This is a genomic window from Rhodococcus sp. UFZ-B548 (genome assembly GCF_903819475.1).
Taxonomy (GTDB): domain Bacteria; phylum Actinomycetota; class Actinomycetes; order Mycobacteriales; family Mycobacteriaceae; genus Rhodococcus_F; species Rhodococcus_F erythropolis.
In genome coordinates this window covers 12,109-37,239 of record NZ_CAIJDS010000029.1, presented here as the reverse complement: position 1 = coordinate 37,239, position 25,131 = coordinate 12,109, and the positions used below count along the sequence as shown (strand labels likewise).

Genomic DNA, 25,131 nt, shown 5'->3' with positions numbered 1-25,131 from the left:
TGCACTCAGGTGCGTATGCAACTAAGTGCGTACTAACTTGGGTGCATAGAACGTCTTGTGTGTCGACTTCGGAGAGAGGCGCCGAGTCGCCCGCGCGCAGTTAGGCTTCGCCGTATGAGCGCCGAGTCCACGAGCATGCAGGCCGAGCCACCCGCAGGCATCGGTGGTGCGGCCACGAAGAGTCAAGTGTTCGCGTGGGGGCTGTGGGATTGGGGATCGGCAGCATTCAACGCCGTGATCCTCACGTTCGTCTTCTCGGTCTATCTCACCGACGCGGTCGGCGACGACCTGCCCGGCACGATTTCGGCAACTACGTGGCTCAGTTGGGCTCTCGGAATCGCCGGCTTCTTCATCGCGATACTCGCCCCGATCACCGGACAGCGTTTCGATGCGTCGGGTAAACGCAAACTCTCGCTCGCGATACTCACCGGCATCACCGTGCTCTCGATGGCGGGTCTCTATTTCGTCGAAGACAACTACCGCTACCTGTGGCTCGGATTGGTTCTGCTCGCAATCGGTTCGGTGATTTTCGAACTGGCCGGCGTGCCGTACAACGCCATGATGCGGCAGGTGTCGACACCGGAGAATCTGGGACGAGTCTCCGGCTTCGGCTGGGCCATGGGATATTTCGGCGGAATCGTGCTGCTGTTGCTGTGTTACTTCGGGTTCATCGTCGGCGACGGCGACACTCGGGGATTCCTGGGATTGACCACCGACGGCGGCATGAACATCCGGATGGTGGCACTGCTGGCTGCAGTGTGGTTCGCGGTCTTCGCGATTCCGGTGTTCTTCAAGGTTCCCGAGTTGCCCAGCCCCGCGGTCGATCCGGGAGCGTCCAAGGCCGGGTTCCTCGACTCCTATCGGGTGTTGTGGCGCGATCTGCGCGAACTCTGGAACGTCGACAGGCGCACGATCTGGTACCTGATCGCGAGCGCACTCTTTCGTGACGGTCTGGCGGGTGTGTTCACCTTCGGAGCCGTGTTGGCTGTCAACGTCTACGGAATCAGTGCGGCCGACGTCCTGCTGTTCGGTGTTGCCGCCAACGTGATTTCCGCAATCGGTGCATTGGTGGCCGGACGCTTCGACGATCGGATCGGACCCAAACAGGTCATCACCGTCTCGCTGGCGTCGATGATCGTGGTCGGCGCGATATTGATCGCGGTGTCCGGGCCGGTGATGTTCTGGATCTTCGGTCTCGCGCTCTGCCTGTTCGTCGGGCCCGCTCAGTCTTCGGCACGAACCTTCTTGGCACGCATCACCCCGCCTGGGCGTGAAGGTCAGATGTTCGGCCTGTATGCGACCACAGGCCGAGCAGTGTCGTTCTTGGCGCCGACACTGTTCGGCCTGTTCGCTTGGCTCTTCGGTGCAGACCGTGCCGGCATCATCGGACTGCTGGTGGTTCTCGGCGTCGGTCTTGCCGCATTGTCGATGGTGAAGGCGCCGGAAGGGGACAGTGCGATCCCCGTCAATCCTTGAAGTAGACCAACTGGTGTGTCGTAGCGAGCAATGCGCCGTCACTGCCCCAAATTTCGGCCGACTGATCGAAGTATCCGTTTCCGAACCGTTGGGTCCGTGCGGTTCCCAGCACGGAATTGTCTGCCTGTGCGGTCAGCGTCTGAGCGTCGGCGTGGAAGTAGATGGTCATCGAGACCGTTCCGGCCGGAGCCATCTTGCCTCGGCGCAAGAAGACTCGTGGGAAGAAGACATCACACAGTGCGGTCAGCGACGTGAAGTCGAGAGCGCGTGCCGGCTGATCTCGCACCCAGAGCGTCGTGGTCGAGTCGGGGTGCTCGCCCGACTCCAGATCGGGGATCGCACCTTCGACAAAGCGCATCTCGTAGTTCTGTGCCCAGGCGATGAACTCGGGGAACGGCAGCAGCGCAACGTTTTCGGCCGACGGAACTTCCGGCATCGTGATCTCGGTAGACGACCAGGTTTCACGCCTGGTACCGAACACTGCTGTCGCGGTGGTGGCGACGGTTCCGTCCTGAGACAGTTCGATGGACCAGTGCTGCGTCGAGCGGTTGGTACGCACCGGCCGGGCGGAGATCTCGAAGGCGCCCTCGGTGATCGGACCGGCAAAGTTGACGGTCAACGACAGCGGATCGCCGAGGCGTTCGGGGTGCTTCAGTACAGATTCGAGCAACGTGGCAGCGGTGACGCCGCCGAACGGCCCGACCATGTTGTTGTATGCCGGATTGGTTTCGCCGGTCGACAAGCCGGCGGTGAGTGGCGTCAATCCGACAGCGGTGTCGAACGGATGGGGTGGTGCAACGGTCTCGGTCATCGCAGAACTCCTGGTGGTGGAATCAATTCGGCTCTATGTATGACAACATACATAGAGCCGAATTCGTCGCGACGATCAGGATCCTGCACGTGCGAGGATTGCCTCGGCCAACTCTTCGGCCCGCTCTTCCGGAATCCAGTGACTTCCGCCGTCGAGCACGACGAACTCGTAGGGAGCGTCCACGAATTCACCACAGCGTTCTGCGCCTGCGCGGCCGAGCGCTGTGTCGCCGGTGCTCCAGACATACGTGGTCGGCACGGTGGTGCGATCGATGTCGCCGAAGTCGCGAGTCATCGCGCGGTACCAGTTCAAGGCGCCGGTGAGCGCGCCCTCCCCGCTCAGGACACGAATGTGCTCGTCGGCGAATTCAGGATCGATCTGGCCGTCGAACATGGCGCGCAGCCGGCGGAAGTTGTCCTCCGACAACACTTCCTCGGCTTTGCCCTCCTGTCGGAGAAGTCCGATGTACGACGAGCGTTGCTTCTGGTCCTCGTCCTCGCGGAGTGCCCAACCGAAGGCGGTGGGGTGGGGGACCGAGATCGCCGTCAGGCTGCGGATCCGGTTCGGATGGCGACCGGCGACCTGCCAGGCGACCGCCGAACCCCAGTCGTGGCCGACCAGATGCGCGTCGGACAGGCCGAGTGCGTCGAGCAATCCGACGACGTCGGCTACCAGGTGCTCGATCTTGTAGGCATCCACCCCTTCGGGGCGCGCGCCGGCGGAGTATCCGCGCTGATTCGGTGCGATCACACGGTATCCCGCCGCGGTGAGCAGTGGTGTGACCTTGCCCCAGGATGCGGCGCTCTCCGGGAAGCCGTGCAGCGCTACCAGCGGAATGCCGTCGTCCGGGCCCGAGATCAGTACGTCGAAGGTGAGGTCGCCAACGGGGATTTCGTATGTACTCGTGGAAGACATGACTCTCACCGTACGTCGAAAAGGTGAACCCGAGGTCAGTTTCGAGGTGGATTCCAGGTGGCCATTCCGAGCATGATGACTCGCAGTTGCTTCTCGGCTCGTGTGATGACGGCGGCTTCGTCGCGATACCCGGCCGTCCCGGCGTCCAGCAGTTCGACGACAGCGCTGAACATCGTCGAGACGATCAGGTCGGCAGCCATTTCCAGATCGTCCGACGACCAGCTTTCCAGTCCGGCAATTCTGGAGAGGTCGATGGTCAGTTCGCTGACGAACAACCGCATTTCAGTGGCTATCGCACGTCGTACCTCACTGACGCCGCTGTAGCGTTCGCGGCAGAGGAACCGAAACTGTCGCTCGTGTGTATGCACTTGTCGCACAAGGATGCCCAGTGACGTAGCGGCGTCCTTGGTGCTGGGATTACGCCTTGCGTCGCGCAGCATCTGGCGCAACATGCGCATGCTCTCTTCGACGAGGACGACACCGACGTCCTCCAGTGAAGCGAAGTGGCGGTAGAACGCCGTCGGAACGATCCCGGCTTCCCTGGCTACCTCTCGCAAGCTGATTCCGGCGAAGCCGCGATCGGCCGAGAGGTCCATGGCAGTGTCCAGGAGCGCTTGGCGTGTGCGTTCCTTCTTTGCGGCACGACTTTCCGGCTCCCTGTTGTCGGGTTCCCTGCGCTCTGGGTTCACCGGTCCGGCCTTCGTCACGACGTCGAGTGTAGGTACAGGCATTCCGGCTCCTTTCGGCAACTCGTGTAACTCGGATCACATTCTTGTTGACATGTACTTGTGTGCACCTGTCACACTATCTTCGGTGAACATTTGTACACTGAATTCACGCCGTCGGGGGAAGCTAGCCCAGCAATCGATACACCCGGCAACCGAAGTGCGAGGAGGGTCATGACAATCGCATCTGCTCCTGAGAACACGACACCGAAGTCCACACCTCGGCGCGGACTGTCCTTGGTGGGACTGATCGAAGCCATGGCTGCTCCACATCAGATCGATCGGTACCTCGAGTTGGTCAACCCGATGGCGACCGTTCGTGACATCCGCGCGCAGGTTGTCGCCGTCGACCATCCGACCGCTGACTCCGTCACTCTGACGCTGCGCCCGACTCGCCAGTGGCGCGGTTTTCAGGCGGGCCAGTTCGTGCAGTTGGGCGTGGTGATCGACGGTGTTCGTCACACTCGCTGCTACTCGCCGGCCGGCGGCGCGTCTACGCGCAACGGGCTGATCGAGCTCACCGTGAAAGCGCATCCCGGTGGCCTGGTGTCGCAGTATCTGTACGCCAACGCGGCGCCCGGACTCGTTGTCAGCCTCTCGCAGGCAGACGGTGTGTTCTCCCTTCCCGTCGACCGCCCGCGTCGGGTGTTGTTGATCAGTGGCGGCAGTGGAATCACCCCGGTCATGTCGATGCTTCGGACGCTGGTGGAGGAGGAGCACTCGGGCGAGATCGTGTTCGTGCATTACGCGAACACCGATGCCGACGTGGCATACACGCGCGCGCTGAAGACCATCGCCGAGCAGAACCCGAACGTGAAACTGGTACTCGTGTACACCGAAAGCGGTGGAGGTGACCTCGAAGGTTTCTTCGATCGCGGGCACCTCGACGCCGTGGCTCCGTGGATCGCCGATCCGGACACGATCGACGCCCAGGCTTATCTCTGCGGGCCTCCCGGTCTGATGCGGGGAGTGCGTGAGGTGTTCCGTGAGGTCGACGTCGAGCACTTGCTCAATACCGAGGAGTTCGCGCCGGCGGTGGCCGAGCCGGGTGAGGCCGGCGGCGAGGTGTCATTCACCAAAAGTGGGGTGGCGGCCGAGAACTCCGGCGAAACACTTCTCGAACAAGCAGAAGCTGCGGGCCTCAATCCCGAATACGGATGCCGGATGGGAATCTGCTTCTCCTGCACCTCCGTCAAGAAGGCGGGTCGTACCCGAAACGTGCGCACCGGTGAGACAGACGACGAGCCGGACAAGAAGATCCAGCTGTGCGTCAGCGCTCCCGTCGGCGACGTCACCGTCGACATCTGAAGTCCCATTTTCCACACGACTGTCTGGAGACCGACATGTTTGGACTTTCACTTCCCACCCTCCCGTTCCTCGGCAACGGTTCCGATGCGAAGGACGACGCTCCCGTCGTCCTGACGTACGAGCAGGTCGAGGAGATCGGCCGCGAGTTGGACGCATTGCGTGATCGCACCGTCGCTTCGCTTGGGGCCGAAGACCGGGAGTACATCTACAAGATCATCAAGGCTCAGCGCGGGTTCGAGGTCGCAGGTCGCGGCTTGATGTACCTCGGATTCCTACCGCCGGTGTGGCTCGCGGCAGTCGGTGCGCTGAGTGTGTCGAAGATTCTCGACAACATGGAGATCGGCCACAACGTCATGCACGGTCAATATGACTGGATGCGGGAACCCGGGCTCAATTCCGAAGTCTTCGAATGGGATACGGTGTGCCCGGCCGACCAGTGGCGCCACTCGCACAACTACATGCATCACACGTACACCAATATTCTCGGCAAAGACCGTGACATCGGATACGGCATCCTGCGTATCGACGACGCGCAGAAGTGGAACCCCTATTACCTCGGTAATCCGGTCTGGGCCTTTGCCTTGATGATGCTCTTCGAGTGGGGTGTGATGATGCACGATCTCGAGATCGAGAACGTCATCCAGGGCAAACGCAAGTGGCACGACGTCAAGCCGCTTCTGAAGGGCTGGTGGAACAAGGCGGGCAAGCAGGTCCTCAAGGACTACGTCATCTTCCCGGTTCTGACGGGGCCGCTGTTCGTGACCACTCTCGCGGGGAACGTCACCGCCAACCTGGTCCGAAACGTGTGGACGTACTCGATCATCTTCTGTGGCCATTTCCCCACCGGCGTACAGAGCTTCACCGAGGACGAGACGGCCGACGAGACTCGTGGTCAGTGGTACGTGCGTCAGATGCTCGGCAGCGCCAACATCGAGGGAAGCCCGCTCTTCCACATCATGTCCGGCAACCTCTCGCACCAGATCGAGCACCACCTGTTCCCGGACCTGCCTGCGCATCGTTATCCGGAACTCGCTCCCCAGGTGAAAGAATTGTGTGGGAAGTACGGTTTGCCGTACAACACCGGTGGGTTCTTCAAGCAGATCGGTTCGGTATGGGGCAAGATCTTCAAGCTCGCTCTTCCGCCCGGTTTGGTCAAGTCGAAGACCCCTCCCGGTGTTATCGTCGAGCGCCAGCGAACTGCAGCCTGAGAGGCACACACTGATGGTCGGGAAATTCGAACGCCGCAAGGACACGGTCCAGGAACTGACCGAAAGTGCAGCCAACCACGTGGGCTCCATCGCGATGATCATCGCCGGGGCTGTTCGAGACGTGACGCGCGAGATCGGTGACTGGGTGTCCGACGGAATCGAGATGCGTGAAGCAGCGAAAAAGGCTGCGGCTGACGATCGTTCGGAGTCCGTGACCATCGAGCACGACGAGACCGATCCACCGGAAGATTGGCGTTGATTCCAACTCTTCGATCGCCGAGACAGTAAGGCCGACGGCCGGATCGCCCAACCGCGAGCCGTTTCGCCTGAACGACCACGTTGCCCTCCGTCACAGATGACGGAGGGCAACGTGGGTTTCGTGGACTGTTTCGGCGGCCGAAGACGCGGATCGAACACCGATCACGAGTGAGGTCCTAAGCAGCACTTCCGAGGCTCGCCGAGTCGAAGCTGCCGAGCCCGGTGCTACCGAGACCGCTGCTACCGACCCCGCCCAATGCGAGCGCATTGCTGCTACCCGCGCTCAGTAGCTGGACGATGATGTTGATGACGATGGGGTCGCCGGTGAGCGGAATTGTAGGCACAGGGGGACCTGCTTTCTGTTTCGAGATGTGGTGAGCAAGGTGAGCGGCGACGGGATCGTCGACGTGGTCAGGCGGGCTGTTTCAGCCACTTCCGGTGCTGCCGAGCGACACGATAGAGCCGTTGCCGAAGCCGAGTGCTCGGGAGAGTGAGCCGAAGTCGATGACCAGGCTGCCCAGGGTGTGCTGGTTTATCACAGTGGTTCCTGTCTGTGCCGCGACTTTGTGATGCGAGCGGGTAAGTCGATCAGGGAGCAGGCGTCGTGGGAGTTTCGCCGCCGCCGCCGCCAATCGGAGAGTTGTTGGTGTAGAGGAAACTGCTGCCGGCGTTGAACATCTGTAGGACGGTGTTCATGACGACGGCCAAAGCGCCTGTGGTTGGTGCGGCGATCATGTGCTTGCTCCTGGTTTCAGCGGTGGCGACGTGGTGGTCACCGTGGTCACCGCCATCACAGTGTCAGGCGGCTTGGAGCGGGCCCTGCGCGAGAGATTCTCTCGCACAGGGCCCGAGATTCGTCCTAGGAGACGCCGCCGCCATCCGTCGAGCCCGTGCCGGTGCTGCCCGCGTTGAAGAGCTGCAGGATGGTGTCGAAGAAGGCACCGAGGAGAGCGTTATCCTGGCCGTTGATCATGTGTTTCCCCTTAATTGTTACTGGTTTGCGCGGTGATTCGCACCACACTTTTATAGCCCGGTTCGGAGCGGAAAAGTGGGGTCCAGGCGCCACACGTGGACAGCTAATAGCGAGGATGTGAGTGTTCACATTTTCGCTGGACGATTGTCCACATCAGTGCTTGCGAAAGTCAGAGAGATCATGGCAGCGCGCAGTTTGAGCAGTTCAGAGGGCAGGGCCGGATCCAATCCGGTCAGGGTTGCGATGCGCTTGATTCGATTGTCGACGGTGTTGGTGTGCAGGCCGAGCGCCGACGCGGTGCGCTGACGATGCTGGCCGTTGGCGAGATGTATGGACAATGTCTGCAGCAGTTCCGGATTGCCGTCGAGTGGCCTTAGAAGATTGATCAAGCTGTCGCGGCCTGCGCCACCCCGAGTGAGTTGATACTCGAGCGCGAGGTCTTCCATTCGGTACGACCGCGCCGGCAGTCTCAGGCGCCGCACGAGTTGCGCCAATTCGTGAGTGGTTGCTTGGGCGGCGGCGATATCTCGTACCGCGGCGTTCTCGGCGATTGCTGTGATCTCCACCCCGACCGTTGCGCGTGCACGTTGGATGACCTCGCACACTGTTCCCCAGTCGGGTGTGCCCTCGATCAGGACCAGACCACGTTGCGGTGCAGGAGCTTCGAGCAGCGCCGACCCGAAGTGGGCCGCGATTTTCGATTGAGCGACGGAGAGGTCACGGTAGGCCTGTATGCGCTGGTGGTTGCCGTTGCGTGCTCCCGGGCGGATGGGCGGCAGGTTCACCAGGAGCCGCAGGACGAGATAGCGGGGTGCGAGTTCAACGCCCATCTGCAACGCAAGCTGGGTGGGATCGTCGCCGTCCATCATGGCTTTCACGAGAGCGCCGGCGGAGTATTCCCCGAGTTGGGAGCCAGCTGGAAGAGCCGAGAGATAGCTGATCGAGATGAACGAGTGAAGCCGCTGCGCGAGTGCGAACAAGAACTCGTTGAGATCCCCGAGATTGGCGGAGTCCTCGGCGTCGGCCCGGCTGAGGATGAGGGTGCGGAAAGTGCTGATGCCCTCGTTGGTCAAGTTGAGGATCGCGCTGAGTGGCACGCCTTTCAATGCTTGTTGGACGGTCATCGTGTGAATGCCGTCCAACTCTTGGTCGGTGGGAAGTTTGCGGTGATCCAGCAGCTGGATCCCCACTTGGAGCCCCTGCACGATCACCGCAATCAGTTCCCGACGAACTGCCTCCGTTTGGAGGGAAGTCAACGTCGGGTTGGCACGGGACAGGTGATCTACGAGATCGCTTGCCAGTGGGATGACGTCGTTGACCGCTGTGGAGGCGGGCTTGCCTCCCAACATGAGCGGTCCCGGGTTGTTCAGCAGCGCTGGGGACATGGGTGGCCTCCTCTAGACAGGTGCGTCGCCTGGCACAGGCACCCGGAGGCTCGGCGCGTTACGAAGCGGGGTACACGCTGAGGCCTTGTTCGGGGGCATACTCGCCGCTGAAATTTGCGGATCGAATTGCGCCAGGCGTTGTGATTTCTACCACATGAACGATCGTCCAACTGTGAAATGGACAAATGTGAAGATAAGTCCATATGCCCCACGCGCTGCGGACCTAAACAATCGTCCACTTACGGTGTTTTTCGACGTCAGGGGGGAAAACGGATTCGGAGGACACCACGAGTTCCGTCTGGGATCATTGCCGGCGCCCATGGTGCTCGTCGCGGGCGATTTGCTCAGATCAAGCTCGAGGGCCCTGGGCCCTCGCGGACCCAGGGCCCTCGAGGCCTAGGTATTGATTCGACCAGTCCGATGTACGGGAACCGGTTCAGGGTGAAATCACCCCTTTTTGTACTGCTGTCTGTATTGCGGAAATCTCTAAATGACGCCCAGCGAAATCATGGCGTCGGCCACCTTCACGAAGCCGGCAATGTTCGCGCCGTGCACGTAGTCGCCCGGCTTTCCGTACTCGGCAGCGGTGTTGATGGTGCGCTTGTGAATGCCGCGCATGATTCCGGCGAGACGCTCGTCGGTGTACTCGAAGCTCCAGGAATCACGCGAAGCATTCTGCTGCATTTCGAGGGCGGAGGTTGCGACGCCACCGGCGTTGGCCGCCTTGCCGGGCGCGAAGGCTACGTTCGCGTCACGGAAGAGCTGGATGCCGCCGGGGGTGGTGGGCATGTTCGCGCCTTCGGCAACGGCCTGAACGCCGTTGGCGATCAAGGTCTTTGCGGCATCTTCGTCGAGCTCGTTCTGAGTCGCGCAGGGGAGTGCGACGTCGCACGGCACGTCCCAGATGGAACCATCGGCGATGAACTCGGCATGCGGAACTGCGTCGGCGTACTCGCTGATGCGGCCGCGGCGAACTTCCTTGATCTCCTTGAGGAGGTCGAGATCGATGCCCTTCTTGTCCACGATGTATCCCGAGGAATCCGAGCAGGCGATCGCGACGCCGCCGAGCTGGTGGATCTTCTGGATTGCGTAGATGGCGACATTGCCGGATCCGGAGATCACGACGTTCTTGCCTTCGAGGCCTTCACCCTTTGCCTTGAGCATTTCGGCGACGAAGTACGCGACGCCGTAGCCGGTGGCCTCGGTGCGAACCTGCGATCCGCCCCAGGTGATGCCCTTGCCGGTGAGGACGCCCGACTCGTACGTGTTGGTCAGCCGCTTGTACTGACCGAACAGGTAGCCGATCTCGCGACCGCCGACGCCGATGTCGCCGGCCGGAACGTCGGTGTATTCACCGATGTGACGCTGCAGTTCGGTCATGAAGGACTGACAGAAGCGCATGACCTCTGCGTCGGAGCGGCCCTTGGGATCGAAGTCCGAGCCACCCTTGCCGCCGCCGATGGGCAGGCCGGTGAGTGAGTTCTTGAAGATCTGCTCGAAGCCGAGGAACTTCACGATGCCCAGGTTGACGCTGGGGTGGAAGCGCAGGCCGCCCTTGTAGGGGCCGAGTGCACTGTTGTACTGCACGCGGAAGCCACGGTTGACGTGAACGTTGCCCTGGTCGTCGGTCCACGGCACGCGGAAGATGATCTGGCGTTCCGGCTCGCAAAGCCGCTCGATGAGTCCGGCGTCGGCGTAGCGGGGGTGGCGTTCGAGCACTACGTGAAGAGACTCGAAGACCTCTGCGGCGGCCTGATGGAACTCGGGCTCTCCTGCATTGCGAACCAAAACCTGATCGTAAATCTGCGCTACGCGGTCACGTACGGACACCGCTCACCTACCTCGTTGTGAGAACTCTTTTACATTTCCGTTACATACTAGGCGCCTTTATTGCTGTATCGGACAACTGTCCTGTGAAGGTGAAATCGGACACAGCTGTCACTTGTGTCAGTTGAACGGGCGATTTATAACAATTTGCTCAGCTTTCACTCTCTTAACACAGTCCAAATGGTTTGCTTCTGCGGTCGGGGATCACTGTGCCTGTGGTCCGAACGGGAGTCGAAATGATCAGAGGGGCTGCACGTGCGTAATAAACACTCCATGTCGGCGATGTTGTCGATAGGCGTCGTCACGATTGCCGCGACGATTGCCGCAGCACCGTCTGCGTCGGCGATCGGCGGACCGTGTGGGTCGGGAGGAAGTGGTTCCGCCGGATCGATGACGGGTTCGCTCGGTTCGCTGACCGGATCACTTGGCAGTGGTTCCGCCGGTACCGGCTCCCTCGCCAACGCGTTGCCCTGGATCACCGGCGCGCCCAACGGTGCTCTGCCGGTGCTGACCGGCCGCACCAAAGCGATCGAAATGGTCACTGGCCCAGGCAGTCCCAACAACACGATCGAGCGGTTCAACGTGTCGGGAACCGACCTCGGAATCATGTGGGACAACGGTCTTTCGGGGCCGGATCACGACGTTCTGATGGCATTCGGCGATACGGTTGGCGACTGCGACACCCCGGGTGACGACTGGCGCAGCAACGTGTTGTTCCGCAGCAACGACACCGCCATCGCCGACGGCATGAAGATCGACAGTTCTCCTTTGGACGGCCCCAATCATTCCAAGGAGATCATTCCGGGATTCGGCATTCCGGGCGAGTTCACCACCATCCCGACCGCTGGAATCTCTTACGGTGGTGTGCAGTACATCAGATTCATGTCCGTTCGGTCGTGGGACGAACCAGGAGCCTGGACCACCAACTACTCGGCTCTGGCCTTCTCCACGGACAACGGCGAGAACTGGGAGCTCGATCCGGCGACGGTTCGCGCGAACACAGAAGGACTCGGTATCCCGGGGATTCCGGCGGTATCACCGATCAATTCCACCTTCCAGCAGAGCGCCTTCCTCGACGGACGCGATGGTTACCTGTACGAATACGGAACTCCTTCAGGTCGTTTCGGTAAGGCGGTCCTGGCGCGAGTGGCCGGCGCCGACATCAGAAACCTCGGCGCCTACGAATACTGGGACGGCTCCGGTTGGAGTCCGCGAGATACCGATGCCGTTCAGGTCATCAAGGCACCGGTCAGTGAACTTGCCGTGCAGTGGAACGACTACCTGAACAAGTACGTTGCCATGTACACCAGTGCCGAGGGCAACCTGGTGATCCGTCAGGCCGACCAACCGCAAGGCCCGTGGAGTGGTACGCAGACCCTGTTGAGTGGAATCACGTTGCCCGCGTTGTACGGCGGATTCATGCACCCGTGGGCGAGCGGACAGTTCCTCGAATTCGTCGCGACCACGTGGGACCGTTACAACGTCATCTACATGCGAACCGACTTGAACGGACTCAAGATGGCGTCGTCGGATTCGCGCGATCGTCCTGACCCCGCGACCACCGGTGAGGCTCGCGTCCTCGAAGTCACGATGCCGGAAGACCGCTAGCCCGAGCAAGATTCAACAACTGTGGCCTGCAACTCGATCGAGTTGCAGGCCATAGTTCTGTGGGTAGTGATATTCGGGTGATGCTCAGAGAATGAAGAGCATTTCCTGATACGTCGGGAGTGGCCAGTGATCGTCGGCGACGATGGTTTCGAGGAAGTCGGCCGCTGCACGTACCTCTGCCATGGCGGGCAGGAGTGCGTCCTGTGCGTGCTTGGCCTGATCGAATGGCGACTCGCCGGCGTCGGTGTCGATTGCTGCGCGCAGGGCCGCGAGCGCTGTGCGCAGAGCCGCAACGGGCGCCGACACTTCTTCGAGCGGAGCTGAATCCGGTTCGAGGCCGGCGGACTTCAGTGCGACGAAGTTCTGCGCAACTTCCGTCTGGTGGCGCACTGCAGCCGGAAGGATCAGCGTCGTACCGATTTCGGCGGCCAGGCGTGCCTCGACGCCGATGCTCAGTGCGTACTGTTCGAGTCCGACCTCGTAGCGACTGTGCATCTCTCGGTGGTTGAAGACCTTGTACTTCTCGAAGAGTTCCATCGAGGACTCGGTGATCAGTTCAGGAAGGGCGTCCAGCGTCGTGCGAAGGTTCGGCAGGCCGCGAGACTCGGCCTCGATCTGCCAGTTCTCCGAGTAACCGTCGCCGTTGAAGACAACCGCACCGTGGTTGGTGATGATCTCGGTGAGCAGATTCTGGACGGCGGTGTCGAAATCCGCGCCGTCGGCGACCGCGGCCTCCAGTTCGGTGGCCATGTAGTCCAAGGCCTCGGCCATGATCGTGTTGATGGTGACCATCGGGCCGTTGACTGTTTGCAGCGATCCTGGTGCGCGGAACTCGAAACGGTTGCCGGTGAAGGCAAACGGGCTCGTGCGGTTGCGGTCGCCCGGATCGGTCGGCAGGACGGGAAGGGTGTCGGCTCCGATCATCATGGTGCCCTTGTCCTTCGACGATGTTGCCGCGCCCTTGGCGATCTGCTCGAAGACGTCGGCCAGTTGATCGCCGAGGAAGATCGAGATGATTGCCGGGGGAGCCTCGTTGGCACCGAGACGGTGATCGTTGGTTGCCGATGCGACCGACGCGCGCAGGAGGCCGGCGTATTTGTGGACGGCCCGGATGACTGCGGCGCAGAATACGAGGAACTGGGCGTTGTCATGCGGATTGTCGCCGGGGACAAGCAAACTGCCGAGTTCGGAGTTGCCCAGCGAGAAGTTGACGTGCTTGCCGGAGCCGTTGACACCGTCGAACGGCTTCTCGTGGAACAGACATTCCATGCCGTGCTTCTTGGCGATGGTTTTGAAGGTGGTCATCAGCAACTGCTGGTGGTCGGCGGCGATGTTGCCTCGCTCGAACATCGGGGCGATTTCGAACTGGCCGGGGGCAACCTCGTTGTGCCGTGTCTTGGCGGGGATGCCGAGTTTGAACAGTTCCCGCTCGGTGTCCATCATGAATCCGAGCACACGTTCCGGGATCGCCCCGAAGTAGTGGTCGTCGAACTCCTGGCCCTTGGGCGGCTTTGCGCCGAAGAGTGTTCGGCCGGCGTTGAGGAGGTCGGGGCGTGCGAGGAAGAAGTGTCGATCGATCAGGAAGTACTCCTGCTCGGGACCGCAGAACGACACGATGTGCTCGGGGTCGTCGTGGCCGAACAACTTCAGGATTCGTTCGGCGTGGAAACCCATTGCCTGTTGTGAACGCAGCAGGGGAGTCTTGTGGTCGAGCGCTTCGCCGGTCATCGAAACGAACACGGTCGGGATACACAGTGTGTTGCCGTTGGGGTTTTCGAGAACGTAGGCCGGGCTCGTGACATCCCAGCCGGTGTATCCGCGAGCCTCGAATGTGTTGCGCAGCCCGCCGTTCGGGAAACTCGAGGCGTCGGGTTCACCTTGGATCAAGGTCTTGCCGGCGAACTCCGCCAATGCACTGCCGTCGCCGACCGGCTCGAGGAAGCTGTCGTGCTTCTCGGCCGTCAACCCGGTCAGTGGATAGAAGACGTGGGCGTAGTGGGTTGCGCCTTTCTCCAACGCCCAGTCCTTCATCGCCGACGCGACCGCATCGGCGACCATGGGATCAAGCGGTTTGCCTTGCTCGATCGTCGCCATCACCGACTTGTAGACGAGCTTGGGCAGTCGCTTCTGCATGACCACCTTGTTGAAGACGTTGGCACCGAACACCTCGCCGGGTGTCTCGTCGGTGGTGAAACTGACCACCGGAGGTGTGTAGGCCTCGACGTCCTTGATCGCTTGCAAGCGAACTGCATTTCCACTCATGTGCTTACCCCTCGCCCGGGCCCAGGGCTGCGCTGCTGATTGCGAGCCCGACTTCGGCAAACCCTACGAACCTCCGGTATCGGGGGTGTTTCGTAGATATTGCGCCTGTCCGCAAACTTCGAGTCACAACGGAAATGTCGATCTGTCGGAGGTCTACGGCAGACTTCGAGCCGACGGGCTATTGCAGGACAGTCGAATCGGAGAGTCTTCGTGATCAGGGTGTTGGTGCCAACAACGGTGGAGCAGAGCGATCTCGCGGAAGTGCTTCGGTTGTACGAAGAACTTGTCACCGAGACCCGAAAAGAGGTCGGCTGCATCAATTACGAGTTACTGCAGCGCACCGACAATCCCTGCGAGCTCGTGTTGGCGGAGGAATGGGAATCGCAGGAGCACCTCGACGCCCACACTCATACCGAGCACTTCGTCAGGTTGGTTGAGGCGCTGGACAAGCTCGAGACGGCAGCGCCGGCGCAGATCTTCACGAAGGTTCTGTAGCGGCGGAGTCCGGTCTCAGTGCTCGCTCAGGCGTCGAACGAACATTCCGGAGAGCCTCGAGCGTCAACTAGGCGAGCCGTTCCGACACACGCGGAAACTGGTTTGCGTCGACACGCCAGAATCATCGTAGGTCCGTCGAGTCCGATGTAGGACAGCGCCTTCGGGCTCCAGCCGGGCCTTGTGCCGGTGTCGGCCGACCTGCACGGGCGCTCTATACGGTCACGTCGGAGTAGGGCATATGCTCTGACACCCAAGGAAATACGAATTCCATGAGTAGCAGCACCACCGCGACCAAGAGAACGATCGCCAGCAGGGCCTTCACTGGTTGGGGGCCGGGGAGCGCGCCCCAGAGGTAGCCGTACATTCATTGCTCCTGGAATGCCGCGGGAATGGTGCGCGAAGTCTTCGAGATTGTTTCGACGAGAACCGCGTGGACGATCAAGCGTTCGCTGTTCGAGTAGAGCGGATGGCACGTGGTCAGTGTCAACATACTTTCCAGCGTGGCGTCGGGCTCGGCCCAAGGGCTTCCGGGCAGCGGGTTGACGACCGCAACATCCCCGGGCACGGTGATGTGCCGCCCGAGGAGATGGGCGTAGTCGCCTTCGGAAACCCGATCGGCTTGCTCGGGATTCAAGCAGGCTTTCGCCGCAGCGCGACGTTCGGGTGAGGCCTGGTCGAGTGGGAGTAACCGGTACGTCATCCACTGGGACTCGGTCTCCACGACGACGGCATCGCATGCATCGAGTCGATCCAGGTGTTGGAAGACTGCGCCGGAACCATTGCGGTGCCCGGCGAGCGCGAAGTTTCCGGCTTCGCCGGGCATCTGCGAGTCCGGGTAGTGGCCGGGGCCGGCCCGCAGGTCCTCGTTGCGTGTGCCCTCGACGATTGCGTACGCGGCGCCGAGTGTGGGGAAATGCACGCGCGCGAATCCCTCGCCGAGCACAGGGATCAGCGGGGACACCGGCTGACCGTCGATCGCTCCTGGGGCTTCGGGGACTTCGGCCCAGGATTCCTCCAGACTGTTGTTGAGCTCGTCCTGGAGCCGCCCTGAGACGATATTGGTCCAGAACGCCTCATAGATGACGAACAGCAGGACGACGACCCCGGCCGTGAGGAGCAGTTCGCCGATTACCTGGCCTGTGCCCGGCCGCCGACGCCCTGGAACTTTGGTATCGCTCACGGACCGGGGTCTCCTCTTCACAGATCTACCGAGCTAGCTGATGTGTCGAATTGGTGCCGTATCGAACTAGCTGCCCGCGTTGATCGTGGCGCTTCCGGTACCGCCGAGGAGATCGTAAAGGAGTACGGACAGGCGACCGAGCCCGTCGATCGCGGCAGAACCAGTGGTCTCGATGCCTTCGATGACGATCGGGAACGGGAGGAATGACATGGTGTTTCTCCTTCGAGGGGTGGGCCACGGGGGCCGCGAGATAGATACGTCGTGACGGTGAAACAGGGCGGGGGCGACCAGGCGTAGGTCGCCACCCGCCCTGTTTCGGTATTCCTGGTTGGGAGTTACTCCTGGCCGGGTGCACGCTTGCGGTTACGCAGGGTGAGCCATGCGCCACCGCCGATCAGCGCCAGCGCCAGACCGGCGAGCCAGATGACGTTCGCGCCGGTTACCGGCAGGGACGATGACTGGTCCGGTTTGGCCTGAGCAGGATTTCCCAGAGCAGGCGTGCCCGGAGCACCGTTGTGTCCACCACCGTTATTGCCGGGAGTGTTGTTGCCGGGAGTCGACACGTCGGTGCCTGGTCCTCCGGGTACCTCAGAGCCCGGCCACGTCGGGATTTCCCACGGCGGCAGCGGGATCGGGATCGGGATGATGATCAGCCCATTGCTGCTGGTTTTGTTCTCGAGTCCCAGGACCACCGACTTGTTTGCTTCGCCGGTGAGCTTGACGGAAGTTGCGGTCGGTTCGCCGTCGATATTCGAGACGTCCGCCTTGCCTTCCTTGACGCCCCAGATCACTTCACCCCACTTGACGTTGGTGACGTCAGTGTGAGCACCGGATTCTGTGAAAGTGATGTCGGTGTTCAGCGGGAACTGGACCCGGCCGTCGATGACGGCTGCGTCGCACTGGGCGGTCGGAGTGACCGAAGCGCCCGGTCTGACATCGAGAACACAAGACCGCGCCTCATTGTCGATGTCCGTCCACGAAGTCGTGACCTGGAAGATCGTGGATCCGTCCTTGGCCACCTGGCCGCCCTTGGGGCCGGTCACGATCTTGTCGATATCCACCTCGGTGGTCGGGATCGGGCGGTTGTGGATCTCCACCACAGCCTTCTCACCGGCTACCGCCTTGACGGTGTCGCGGTATTCGGCGTCACCGGCATCCGCGGACACGTAGTAATACGGCCGCGCCCAGTCGATACCGGCCAGGGGCTTGGGGTCGACCTCGGAGAAGGTGATCACGGTGTTCCGCGGCACAACCTCGTCGGACGTCCAGCTCCAGTCGTTTCCGGCATCGAGGGTGATGGTCTGGCCCACTGCCGGGAAATCGGTTCCGGCGGGGAGCGCCGGATCGATTCCGTCGATACGGACTTCGAACTTCGTGCTGTCAGGCAGGTCGGCCTCGGGGGCGCGGACGGGGTTGCCGTCAGCGTCGAGGATGAACTTCGTGAATTCGACCGATCCGAATTTCCACAGCGCCTCGTTCGACAGCGTGATCAGTCGACCGTCGGTCGGGTCGTCGGAGACTATGCCCGTCGCGGCGCCGTCGAGGTTCGAATGCAGCCACGATTCGCCTTCCGGGCTGGTTCCCCAGGAGATGGTGCCCCACTCGACTCCGTCGACATCGGGACGGCCGGTCTCGGTGAAGGTCACCTCGGTGCCGACGGGGAGGTCGACGCCGAGCGGTGTGGTCTGTCCCTGCTTGACGCTCAGCACCTGGGTGCGGTACTCCACACCGTCGCGCCAACGCGCCTCGACCGTGAACTCCACGTCGTCGCCGACGGCCTCGGCGGCCTCACCGCCGACCTGCTTTGCGATGCGCAGAGTGCCGTCGTTGACGTCGACGAAGTTCGACACCTCGATCTTGCGCAGATCCTTGCCGATGGTCACCACGGCTGCGTTGTCCGGATTGATCCTGACATTCCCGGAGTATGCGGGCACGCCATAGGCGAGACCGTCACCGTTTGCCGGAACCAGCTCTGTAAGTGTGACTTCGGTGCCACCGGGCAGGTTCTCGCCGAACGGAACCGCGGTGCCGTCGGACGGAAGAGACAGTGTCTTGCTCTGCGGTTTGTCGTCCGTATCGAGCCAGGTGGCAATCACGTCGAAGCTCGCCGGTACGGCCGTGTCGGACGCCTTCGGGCCCGTGAGTTTCTTGCTCACTTCGAAGGTGCCTTGCGTGATCGTGGCCTCGTTGGTGACGGAGACCGTGTTCGCCGACGCGTCGGTGCCGATGGTGAGCGTCTTCGGGTTGATCACCGGCTCCGACCACGTCACGAGGTCGGTGTTCGTCGGTTGGACCTCGGTGAAGGTGACTTTCGCTCCGATGGGCAATTTGCCCAGGTCGTAGTGCTGACCGTCCTTCAGAGTGAATTGACGCAACTCGTTGCCGGCGGCGTCGTCACCGAAGGCGATCTCTGCGTTGACGACGAAAGCCTCGAGTCCCGTGCGCGCTCCGTCACCGATGACGGACTTGGTGATCCTCGCCGATCCCAGACTCGCTTTGTTGAGCAGTGTGACACCGACATTGCTCTTCGGCGTGATGGTCACCAGCGCCTCGGTGCGGTCCCCGTTGAGCGTCACACCCTCTGACGGGCGGAACGTCCCTCTCTCGAAATACACACCGTCAACGGTGGGGAGGTTGATCTCGGACAGTCGGATCTGCCAGCCGGTTCCGCGGGGGTTGATCCCACTGACCGGTGTCCCGTCAGCCTTCACCTTGATCTCGTAGGAGCTCACCGGGGCGTCGGTCGCTGGGTTTTGCCCGGGGGCGAACTCCTCGACTTTCACGGTGAACTCGGTGTCTTGCGGGAATTTCTCGGAGAAGGGAGCGATCTCCTTCAGCAGCGAGAACGAGCCCCGCGACACACCTTGACCGGTGCCGCCACCGCCCCATTCCTGCTTGACGCTCTGCGACAGCGTCTGCTTGCCGGCATAGGTGAGGGTATTGGCGTATTCCGTGTCGCGCTGGTCGAGTCCGCCGCTGCTGGTGCACAGGGTGTAGCTGACGAGGTACTTCGTCTGACGGCTGTAACCGTCCGCGTCACGCGGGAGAGTGAGATCGAAACCGCCGTCGGCGCGCGCCACCGAGGTGGCATCGGTGATATCGCGTTTCTTGTTGCCGTCGAAGAAGTCTTGCGCGACGACCTTGAGATTGAGGTTGCTCTTGAGATCGCCGCCGATTTCACACACCGTCATGTTCGGTGAGAACCTGTCGTTGATGACCGCCGGTTCCGTAAGGCCCTCGAGATCGTGTCCGGAGATTTCCACGGTCCAATTGAGGGTGGTGCCTGCCGGCTGCTCCACGCCGCCGACAGTCTGCGACGTGGTGTTGATCGCGCCGTTCTTGCCGCTCGTGAACCCAGGCCCCTCAGTCTTTCCCGTGATCGACGTCTTGTTGACGACCGCCGAGTTGGTGAGATGGTCCTCGGAGTCTGGCACCTCGGTGGTGGTCAGGCAGGTCCGGTACGTGACGTAGTAATACTGCTCTTCGTTGAACGTGTCCGGGTTATCCACAGTGATCGCCGCGGTGAAGGTACTCGCGCCGGCTACTGCGCCGATGGGAGCAATGGTGAATCCTGCGGCAGGAGTGCGGTAGTTGGGTTCGTTCTCCCGCCCTGGGAGGTAGTCAGACTTCTCGATGACTACCTGCACGCCCGAGGCACAGACCGAATGGGGGCCGCCGAAGGTGTCGGTGATGTCGATCTTGTGGTTGTTGGCGGCAATGTCGGTGCCCGGAACCACAATCGTCCAGACGGCTTCCATATTGCGCTTACCGCCGTCGAGGTAGCCACCCTTCCAGGGCTCGGTCTGCGGCGCATAGTCCTGTCCCACGCCATCCGAAGCCACCGTGTTGTCACCGATCGTCACGGAGTTGGTGTACTGAGTCCCCTTGAGATCCACCACGCCGCTGGTCGTGCATGAGGTGTACTCGATGCGGTAGAGTTTGTTGCCCTCGAAGGGCGCGCCGTTGTTGATGTTGATGGTGACCTGATCACCCGCGTCGGCTTGAGCGACGGTGACGCCGCCGGGGGTCTCTTTGAGATCGCCCGGGCGACCGGACCACAGCTTCGCGTTGAGCAGGCTGCCTGCACACACCTTCATGTTGTCGGAGAGCTCGTCGCTCAGGGTCACCGAACCGGTGTTGCCTGCGTCCAACTTGGCCAGATCGGCGCCGGGGATGTCGATGGTCCACCGCACTGACTGCTTGTTGTCCTGGAGTTTGCCGGACTTCGTCGACTCGCCGATTACGCGGCCGTCGGTGATGCCGCCCGTGCCGGGCAGGTCGACCGGCGTGACCTTGTTGTTGATCGTGAAATCCACAGTCTCTGACGTGGTGTACTCGACTGCCTTCGTGTAGACGAAGAAATCGCCCTTCACCTCGTCCGGCCGATCCGCCACAGCGACGGAGAGCACGCAGGTCATGAGATTGGTGGAAGCAGCCAGATCGCATGTGCCCCAAACCGTCCCATCGTCGCCCTCCAGCGCGATCGTCGGGTTGGACTGAAGCTTCAGCTCGCCAGGGAATTCAATGGTGAACTGGTCGCCCGGCTGCGGACTCGCGCTTGACGCGTCCCAAGTGCCCTTCACGGTGACGGAGTCCCCGACCGTAATCTGCTGGTCGTTCTTTCCCTCGACCTGGACGTCGGTGATTTTCACATCGATGCCGGGATTGACTCCGCGTGCGGCCAGTCGCTGCGCCGCCACAGAAGTCGTAGACGGGGGCGCTGTGGATGTGATCGGCGGTTTCGCAGAAGTGGGTGACTCCGACGTGGAAGTAGGCGGCGCCGTCGTTTTCAGTGGCGCCTCCGTCGTAGTCGCGGGCGGCTTCGTTGTGGTCGGAACTGTGGTGGTCGGAACTGTGGTGGTCGAGGTCCCGATGTCATCTGCTGAGGCAACCTGGACGAAAGAGAACGACGATACGACCAGCGCCAGGACCGCAACGATCATCCCCAAAGCTGCCCACCGAGACACCACCCCCTCCCCGGCACGGCGTGGGAAGACACGGTTACGCATGACGAACACCTTTCGTTCAGAACACATGATTTAGGCCCCGTTTCCGGGGCCGTCGAATAGCGAAACGGGACCTTTGAGCAGCTCTGGAGCCTGGATGCGAGCGTTGGTGATTCTCAGGCGACCTATTGCGGAGCCGAACAGTTGGTAATCGGACCTGGTTGGCGCCAGCGCAGACCGACGGCCGGCTCTGGGTAGGCCAGGAAATTCCAAGAAAAATCGACCGCCGGTATTACCTAACGCGACGACCTACGAGGTACTAAAGGCTGCGGCCGAGGATCTTTCCTGCGCGATTCATTGCAGTTCTGGCATGAGCACCATCCCGGATAGCAAAAGCAACAGTGCGATGGCTCCGAGGGGGGAGTCTTCGTGCTACGTGCTTCGCTGCCGTGACGGTTTTCATGAAATTCCTTTCTTTGGCACAACGTAAAGAAATTTGCGCGGGGCCTTCGCGAGAAGATGCAAATTCCGCGCAAACAACGCAGAAGGCGCAAACCGGGCGATGCGCAATCAGGAATCTAACACGAGCAAATCGCATAGCTGGACACGCCATGGACGTGCGTCCATGCAAGAAAAACTGCGCTTACCTGGCTATATCTATCTTCCGTTGATTTCTTTCAAGTTAACTGGCTGGTTCATCACAATTCGATCTCGACCATCAGTTGAATGCCTGCCTTGGCCCTTTTCGACAATCGGTGAGCGGCCGAGCCGAGTCGGCGCTGCTGTACCGAATGAGCCTTTATGCAGTTCACTGACCCTTATTTGCTGTCTGAACGACAAGGTGTGGAGCGAATTATCTGTGCACACACGCTCGACATAAATGCAAATCATTTTTCTGCGTATAGGAGGAGGGTGAATTAGGGGGTGAATTCAGTCGCGGGTCATCGAAACCCCTGTTCTGAAAGGATCCAGAGATAGGAGTCACATTAGATTCGTTTTTCTTAGCAGATTGGATTCCGGCCTGAGCTAACCGTCGATAATGCTTCGGGGGCCGACATGGCATTTCGAGACGAAGAATCGCCCAGCTTTTCGTAGAAAGCCTTCGGTACGGTTACGTCAGTCCAGCTGATCACGCGCCGCAGCGACTTTTGGCGACGCTCTTGTGCGCACGGATGAGGCACTGCCTGGGATGTGTGTGGATCTCGGAAAATGCCACGTCGGAGGCTTCTTCGAAGATCTCGAGACCTCGCAAGTTCAGGTCGTTCTCGCGCGCCTCGGCACGATGAACTGGCTTACTTTTCAAGCGCTTTCGATGCCCGGAGTCAAATGGTGACGGTGGTTGCGTAGTTGCCGACGGTGGATGCGACCGGCTCGATCGGTGCTCAGTCGCCACATCCGAGCAACCGCACCGAGTGGCCGCGAGGTCCCACAGCCGGTACTTTTCGCAGCTCTCTGGACACTTCGCGAAATCGGACCTTCGAATCGAGTTCTCGCGCAACCATTCTGACGCAGCTTGTGTCAATGGTGCTACACCCACGGCTGACCGCAAGGTTTGACTGCCCCGGCTGCTGTGACGCCTTGGGATCCGGAGCCCAGAGATTCTGTGACAGTCGCGGCCGCTCCGCGCAGCGTGTTGCATGCGACTCAGCCGCCATTGGTGGACTCTTGCCTACCGACTCGTCGTCGTAGAACTTCGTGAGACGACCTTGTCGCAGGGAAGGGCTACAACGATTGGTCGGGTCCGGTCAACGAGGCGGGACCGGTAGTCGGTTGGTGTGCGCCGGTGAACCGCTCGACGACGGATACAACGACGATCGCGAGTGCCAGGATTCCAACGGTCCGGGCGAGTGACTTCAGGGTCTTCGGAAGTGCCTTCTTCATGCGTGGCAGATTACTGCGGACGGCACGCAATTGGGCTAGGTTTCGGTCCGAATCGGATCGGTCTGCACAGATACCGCTTTGCCCACACAGCGTGACTATCCATGATGCAAATCTTGTGGTGCCCCGGCAACTGGCTCTCCACCCCGCCCCACGGAACCGCCGACATCGTCCGGGTGTCCGACGGGTTCGCCCCTACGCACGGTGCGCGCACGGTGATCCCGGGATGAAATGTGACGGTGGGCATCCCAGTTTCGCAGGGATTCTCGCGCTTGCGGATAAAACCGCCATGTACGTTCCCGTCACCTGGCCGGACGGCTGACGCCCCGATCCTCATTGCGGGAATGCGAGGGTTTCGTCGCTTTCCGGAGCGCAAATATGGTCTGAGCTGCAGGTTTCGTGCAACGTCATCTGTTTGGATGACTGCCCGGACCGGTTTTCTCCCGGTAGCGTCTGCCACTCCCATGCCCACAGGTGGCAGAAGTCGAAGGGAAAGCTATGCGCGCAAAGGGATTGGCCAAGAAGGCTGCGGTTGTCGGGGCTGTGGCGGCAGCTAGCGTGATGGTTCTTCCGGGACTGGCAAGCGCCGACGACATCATTACACCGACACCGACTGACGTTTCGCTGTCGGTCAACGACAGGACGGCCACACTGAAGTACACGACTCCGGAGTTCGCGAACTGCACTTCGGCCGTCCATACGCCGAAAAATGTTGAAGCGATACGCGCCTTTGCCGAACATAATCCGGTACGGTTCGCCGCCACCTTCATTTATGGGCACCCGAATCTGGAGGCCGATCCCGTGTGGAAGTCGCTTAACCCGGCTTCCGAAAATAGTGCGAAGATTACGGATGCCATCGCAGGACTTCCGTATGGCAACTATGTCGCCGGAATCTACTGCGTCAGTGACGGACCCACCCCGGCCGGATACAACCAGACTCACAACTTGGTTGAGCTTCCGTTCACTCTCCCGCAGGCGCCTGCGAATCCGGGCGGGGGATTCGGATCCATCCAATTCCCTGCGTTCGGCTCGTAGAAACTCACGACGAAAGCCCCTCAACCTCGCAATGAGGTTGGGGGGCTTTCGTCATCTGCAGAAGGGCTGTTGCTGCTAGCTGCCGAAGATGTCGCCGAGTGAACCGAGCGAACCGGTGCCTGTCTCGGGCTTCGGATCCTTCTTGGCGAAGTTGGTGGTGCAGCCGTTGAACTTCACCGCGTCGACGAAGACGCTCGAGGCCGCCGAGCCGGTGCCGACGCTCACACCGTAGTGCTCGACCTTCGCGCCGGGGTTGGCTGCCACGATGGCATCGAGTGAGGTGGGCTCGCCCTTGACTGCACCGCCGATGGTGCGGGTGCTCCACCAGAGTCCGTCCTGGATGTTCTCGTGCTTGACCGCAGCGTCCGTCACGGGTGCGCCGTTCTGGCTCGGCACCCACACCAGGGTGGTGAAACCGTTGTCGTTCGGGTTCGTGGTGCCGGTCAAACGCAGCTGGAACGCGGCGCTGGTGGTTACGGCGCGCTCGGAGAACCCGATTTCCTTGGCAGCCGCGTCGGCGAGCTTGATGCTTCCAGCCGCGTGGTAGGACACGGAGCGGTCCTTGACGTCGGTGACTTCGAGTTTGAGTGAGCCGTCCTTGTCGAAGACATTATCGGCCGCGTAGGAGGCGGTCTGGTCCTTCTCGTCAGTGAACGGGATTCCCCAGCCGTTCGCGGTGGTTTCGGTAGACGTTGTGGAGCAGGTGAAGCCCGCTTCCGGCTCTGCGGAACCGAGTGAACCAGTGGGCGCTGCGCCCGCGAAAGCCGGTGCAATCAATGCGGCGGAGCCGACAAGTGCGGCAACGATTCCGGCGCGGCGGGTGGCTTGAGACATGCGTGAT

At 61.3% G+C, this 25,131-nt stretch carries 21 protein-coding genes; 8 read left to right on the top strand and 13 right to left on the bottom strand.

Features of this window, described 5'->3' with window-relative positions:
• The first annotated feature begins 114 nt into the window (after positions 1-114).
• A complete protein-coding gene (locus H7C86_RS22630; protein WP_046378786.1) occupies positions 115-1,476 on the top strand; it encodes an MFS transporter in 1,362 nt (453 codons plus the stop codon).
• Here H7C86_RS22630 and H7C86_RS22625 read toward each other — a convergent pair.
• The 3 genes from H7C86_RS22625 to H7C86_RS22615 form a co-directional block, all read right to left on the bottom strand.
• Positions 1,466-2,287 (bottom strand): acyl-CoA thioesterase II, encoded by an 822-nt coding sequence (locus H7C86_RS22625; RefSeq protein ID WP_020908258.1) that lies wholly within the window; start codon positions 2,285-2,287, stop codon positions 1,466-1,468. The two genes, H7C86_RS22630 and H7C86_RS22625, sit on opposite strands and share 11 nt — an antisense overlap.
• Before the next feature lie 75 nt (positions 2,288-2,362).
• Complete coding sequence (locus H7C86_RS22620) at positions 2,363-3,202, bottom strand: alpha/beta fold hydrolase (RefSeq protein ID WP_003945355.1); 840 nt, start codon at positions 3,200-3,202, stop codon at positions 2,363-2,365.
• Between the two features lie 35 nt (positions 3,203-3,237).
• Positions 3,238-3,933, bottom strand: a complete 696-nt coding sequence (locus tag H7C86_RS22615; protein ID WP_003945327.1) for a TetR family transcriptional regulator — start codon at positions 3,931-3,933, stop codon at positions 3,238-3,240.
• A 168-nt stretch (positions 3,934-4,101) separates the two neighbouring features.
• Between H7C86_RS22615 and H7C86_RS22610 the strand changes: the two genes are divergently transcribed.
• From H7C86_RS22610 to H7C86_RS22600, 3 genes are read left to right on the top strand one after another with little or no spacing between them, the layout of a single operon-like run.
• Positions 4,102-5,235, top strand: a complete 1,134-nt coding sequence (locus H7C86_RS22610) for a ferredoxin reductase (protein ID WP_021344756.1) — start codon at positions 4,102-4,104, stop codon at positions 5,233-5,235.
• 35 nt (positions 5,236-5,270) lie between these two features.
• Positions 5,271-6,443: an acyl-CoA desaturase gene (locus H7C86_RS22605; RefSeq protein ID WP_020908255.1), complete on the top strand. Its 1,173-nt coding sequence runs from the start codon at positions 5,271-5,273 to the stop codon at positions 6,441-6,443.
• A gap of 13 nt (positions 6,444-6,456) precedes the next feature.
• Positions 6,457-6,702, top strand: coding sequence for a hypothetical protein (locus tag H7C86_RS22600; RefSeq protein WP_019749125.1), 246 nt, complete (start codon positions 6,457-6,459; stop codon positions 6,700-6,702).
• Between the two features lie 175 nt (positions 6,703-6,877).
• Here H7C86_RS22600 and H7C86_RS22595 read toward each other — a convergent pair whose 3' ends face one another.
• The 4 genes from H7C86_RS22595 to gdhA form a co-directional block, all read right to left on the bottom strand.
• A complete protein-coding gene (locus H7C86_RS22595; RefSeq protein ID WP_003945367.1) occupies positions 6,878-7,045 on the bottom strand; it encodes a hypothetical protein in 168 nt (55 codons plus the stop codon).
• A 244-nt stretch (positions 7,046-7,289) separates the two neighbouring features.
• Entirely contained in the window at positions 7,290-7,436 is a 147-nt protein-coding gene (locus H7C86_RS22590) for a hypothetical protein (protein WP_167333749.1), read from the bottom strand.
• 363 nt (positions 7,437-7,799) lie between these two features.
• The gene (locus tag H7C86_RS22585) at positions 7,800-9,059 is read right to left on the bottom strand and encodes a CdaR family transcriptional regulator (protein ID WP_182262274.1); all 1,260 of its coding nucleotides are present in this window, start codon (positions 9,057-9,059) and stop codon (positions 7,800-7,802) included.
• 486 nt (positions 9,060-9,545) lie between these two features.
• On the bottom strand, positions 9,546-10,889 hold the full coding sequence (gene gdhA, locus H7C86_RS22580) for an NADP-specific glutamate dehydrogenase (RefSeq protein ID WP_003945368.1): 1,344 nt from the start codon (positions 10,887-10,889) through the stop codon (positions 9,546-9,548).
• Between the two features lie 270 nt (positions 10,890-11,159).
• On the opposite strand from gdhA, the gene H7C86_RS22575 reads away from it, so the two are divergent.
• Positions 11,160-12,494: a DUF4185 domain-containing protein gene (locus tag H7C86_RS22575; protein WP_182262289.1), complete on the top strand. Its 1,335-nt coding sequence runs from the start codon at positions 11,160-11,162 to the stop codon at positions 12,492-12,494.
• 84 nt (positions 12,495-12,578) lie between these two features.
• Here H7C86_RS22575 and H7C86_RS22570 read toward each other — a convergent pair whose 3' ends face one another.
• Positions 12,579-14,756 carry a glutamine synthetase III gene (locus tag H7C86_RS22570; RefSeq protein ID WP_019749120.1) on the bottom strand — a complete coding sequence of 726 codons (2,178 nt, stop codon included), beginning with the start codon at positions 14,754-14,756 and terminating at the stop codon, positions 12,579-12,581.
• Positions 14,757-14,966: 210 nt separating this feature from the next.
• Between H7C86_RS22570 and H7C86_RS22565 the strand changes: the two genes are divergently transcribed.
• Complete coding sequence (locus H7C86_RS22565; RefSeq protein WP_182262273.1) at positions 14,967-15,251, top strand: putative quinol monooxygenase; 285 nt, start codon at positions 14,967-14,969, stop codon at positions 15,249-15,251.
• Between the two features lie 364 nt (positions 15,252-15,615).
• Here the strand turns inward: H7C86_RS22565 and H7C86_RS22560 are convergent, their stop codons facing one another.
• The 4 genes from H7C86_RS22560 to H7C86_RS22545 form a co-directional block, all read right to left on the bottom strand.
• Complete coding sequence (locus tag H7C86_RS22560) at positions 15,616-16,431, bottom strand: class E sortase (protein ID WP_021333434.1); 816 nt, start codon at positions 16,429-16,431, stop codon at positions 15,616-15,618.
• A gap of 66 nt (positions 16,432-16,497) precedes the next feature.
• Positions 16,498-16,641: a hypothetical protein gene (locus H7C86_RS22555; protein ID WP_003945342.1), complete on the bottom strand. Its 144-nt coding sequence runs from the start codon at positions 16,639-16,641 to the stop codon at positions 16,498-16,500.
• A 125-nt stretch (positions 16,642-16,766) separates the two neighbouring features.
• Positions 16,767-21,374 carry a DUF5979 domain-containing protein gene (locus H7C86_RS22550; RefSeq protein ID WP_182262288.1) on the bottom strand — a complete coding sequence of 1,536 codons (4,608 nt, stop codon included), beginning with the start codon at positions 21,372-21,374 and terminating at the stop codon, positions 16,767-16,769.
• A gap of 1,725 nt (positions 21,375-23,099) precedes the next feature.
• Positions 23,100-23,258 carry a hypothetical protein gene (locus H7C86_RS22545; protein WP_003945304.1) on the bottom strand — a complete coding sequence of 53 codons (159 nt, stop codon included), beginning with the start codon at positions 23,256-23,258 and terminating at the stop codon, positions 23,100-23,102.
• A gap of 101 nt (positions 23,259-23,359) precedes the next feature.
• On the opposite strand from H7C86_RS22545, the gene H7C86_RS37345 reads away from it, so the two are divergent.
• Complete coding sequence (locus H7C86_RS37345) at positions 23,360-23,485, top strand: hypothetical protein (protein WP_259349277.1); 126 nt, start codon at positions 23,360-23,362, stop codon at positions 23,483-23,485.
• Positions 23,486-23,753: 268 nt separating this feature from the next.
• Positions 23,754-24,290 carry a hypothetical protein gene (locus H7C86_RS22540; RefSeq protein ID WP_182262272.1) on the top strand — a complete coding sequence of 179 codons (537 nt, stop codon included), beginning with the start codon at positions 23,754-23,756 and terminating at the stop codon, positions 24,288-24,290.
• A 75-nt stretch (positions 24,291-24,365) separates the two neighbouring features.
• On the opposite strand, the gene H7C86_RS22535 is transcribed toward H7C86_RS22540, so the two are convergent.
• Positions 24,366-25,124 (bottom strand): hypothetical protein, encoded by a 759-nt coding sequence (locus H7C86_RS22535; RefSeq protein WP_182262271.1) that lies wholly within the window; start codon positions 25,122-25,124, stop codon positions 24,366-24,368.
• Positions 25,125-25,131: the final 7 nt, after the last annotated feature.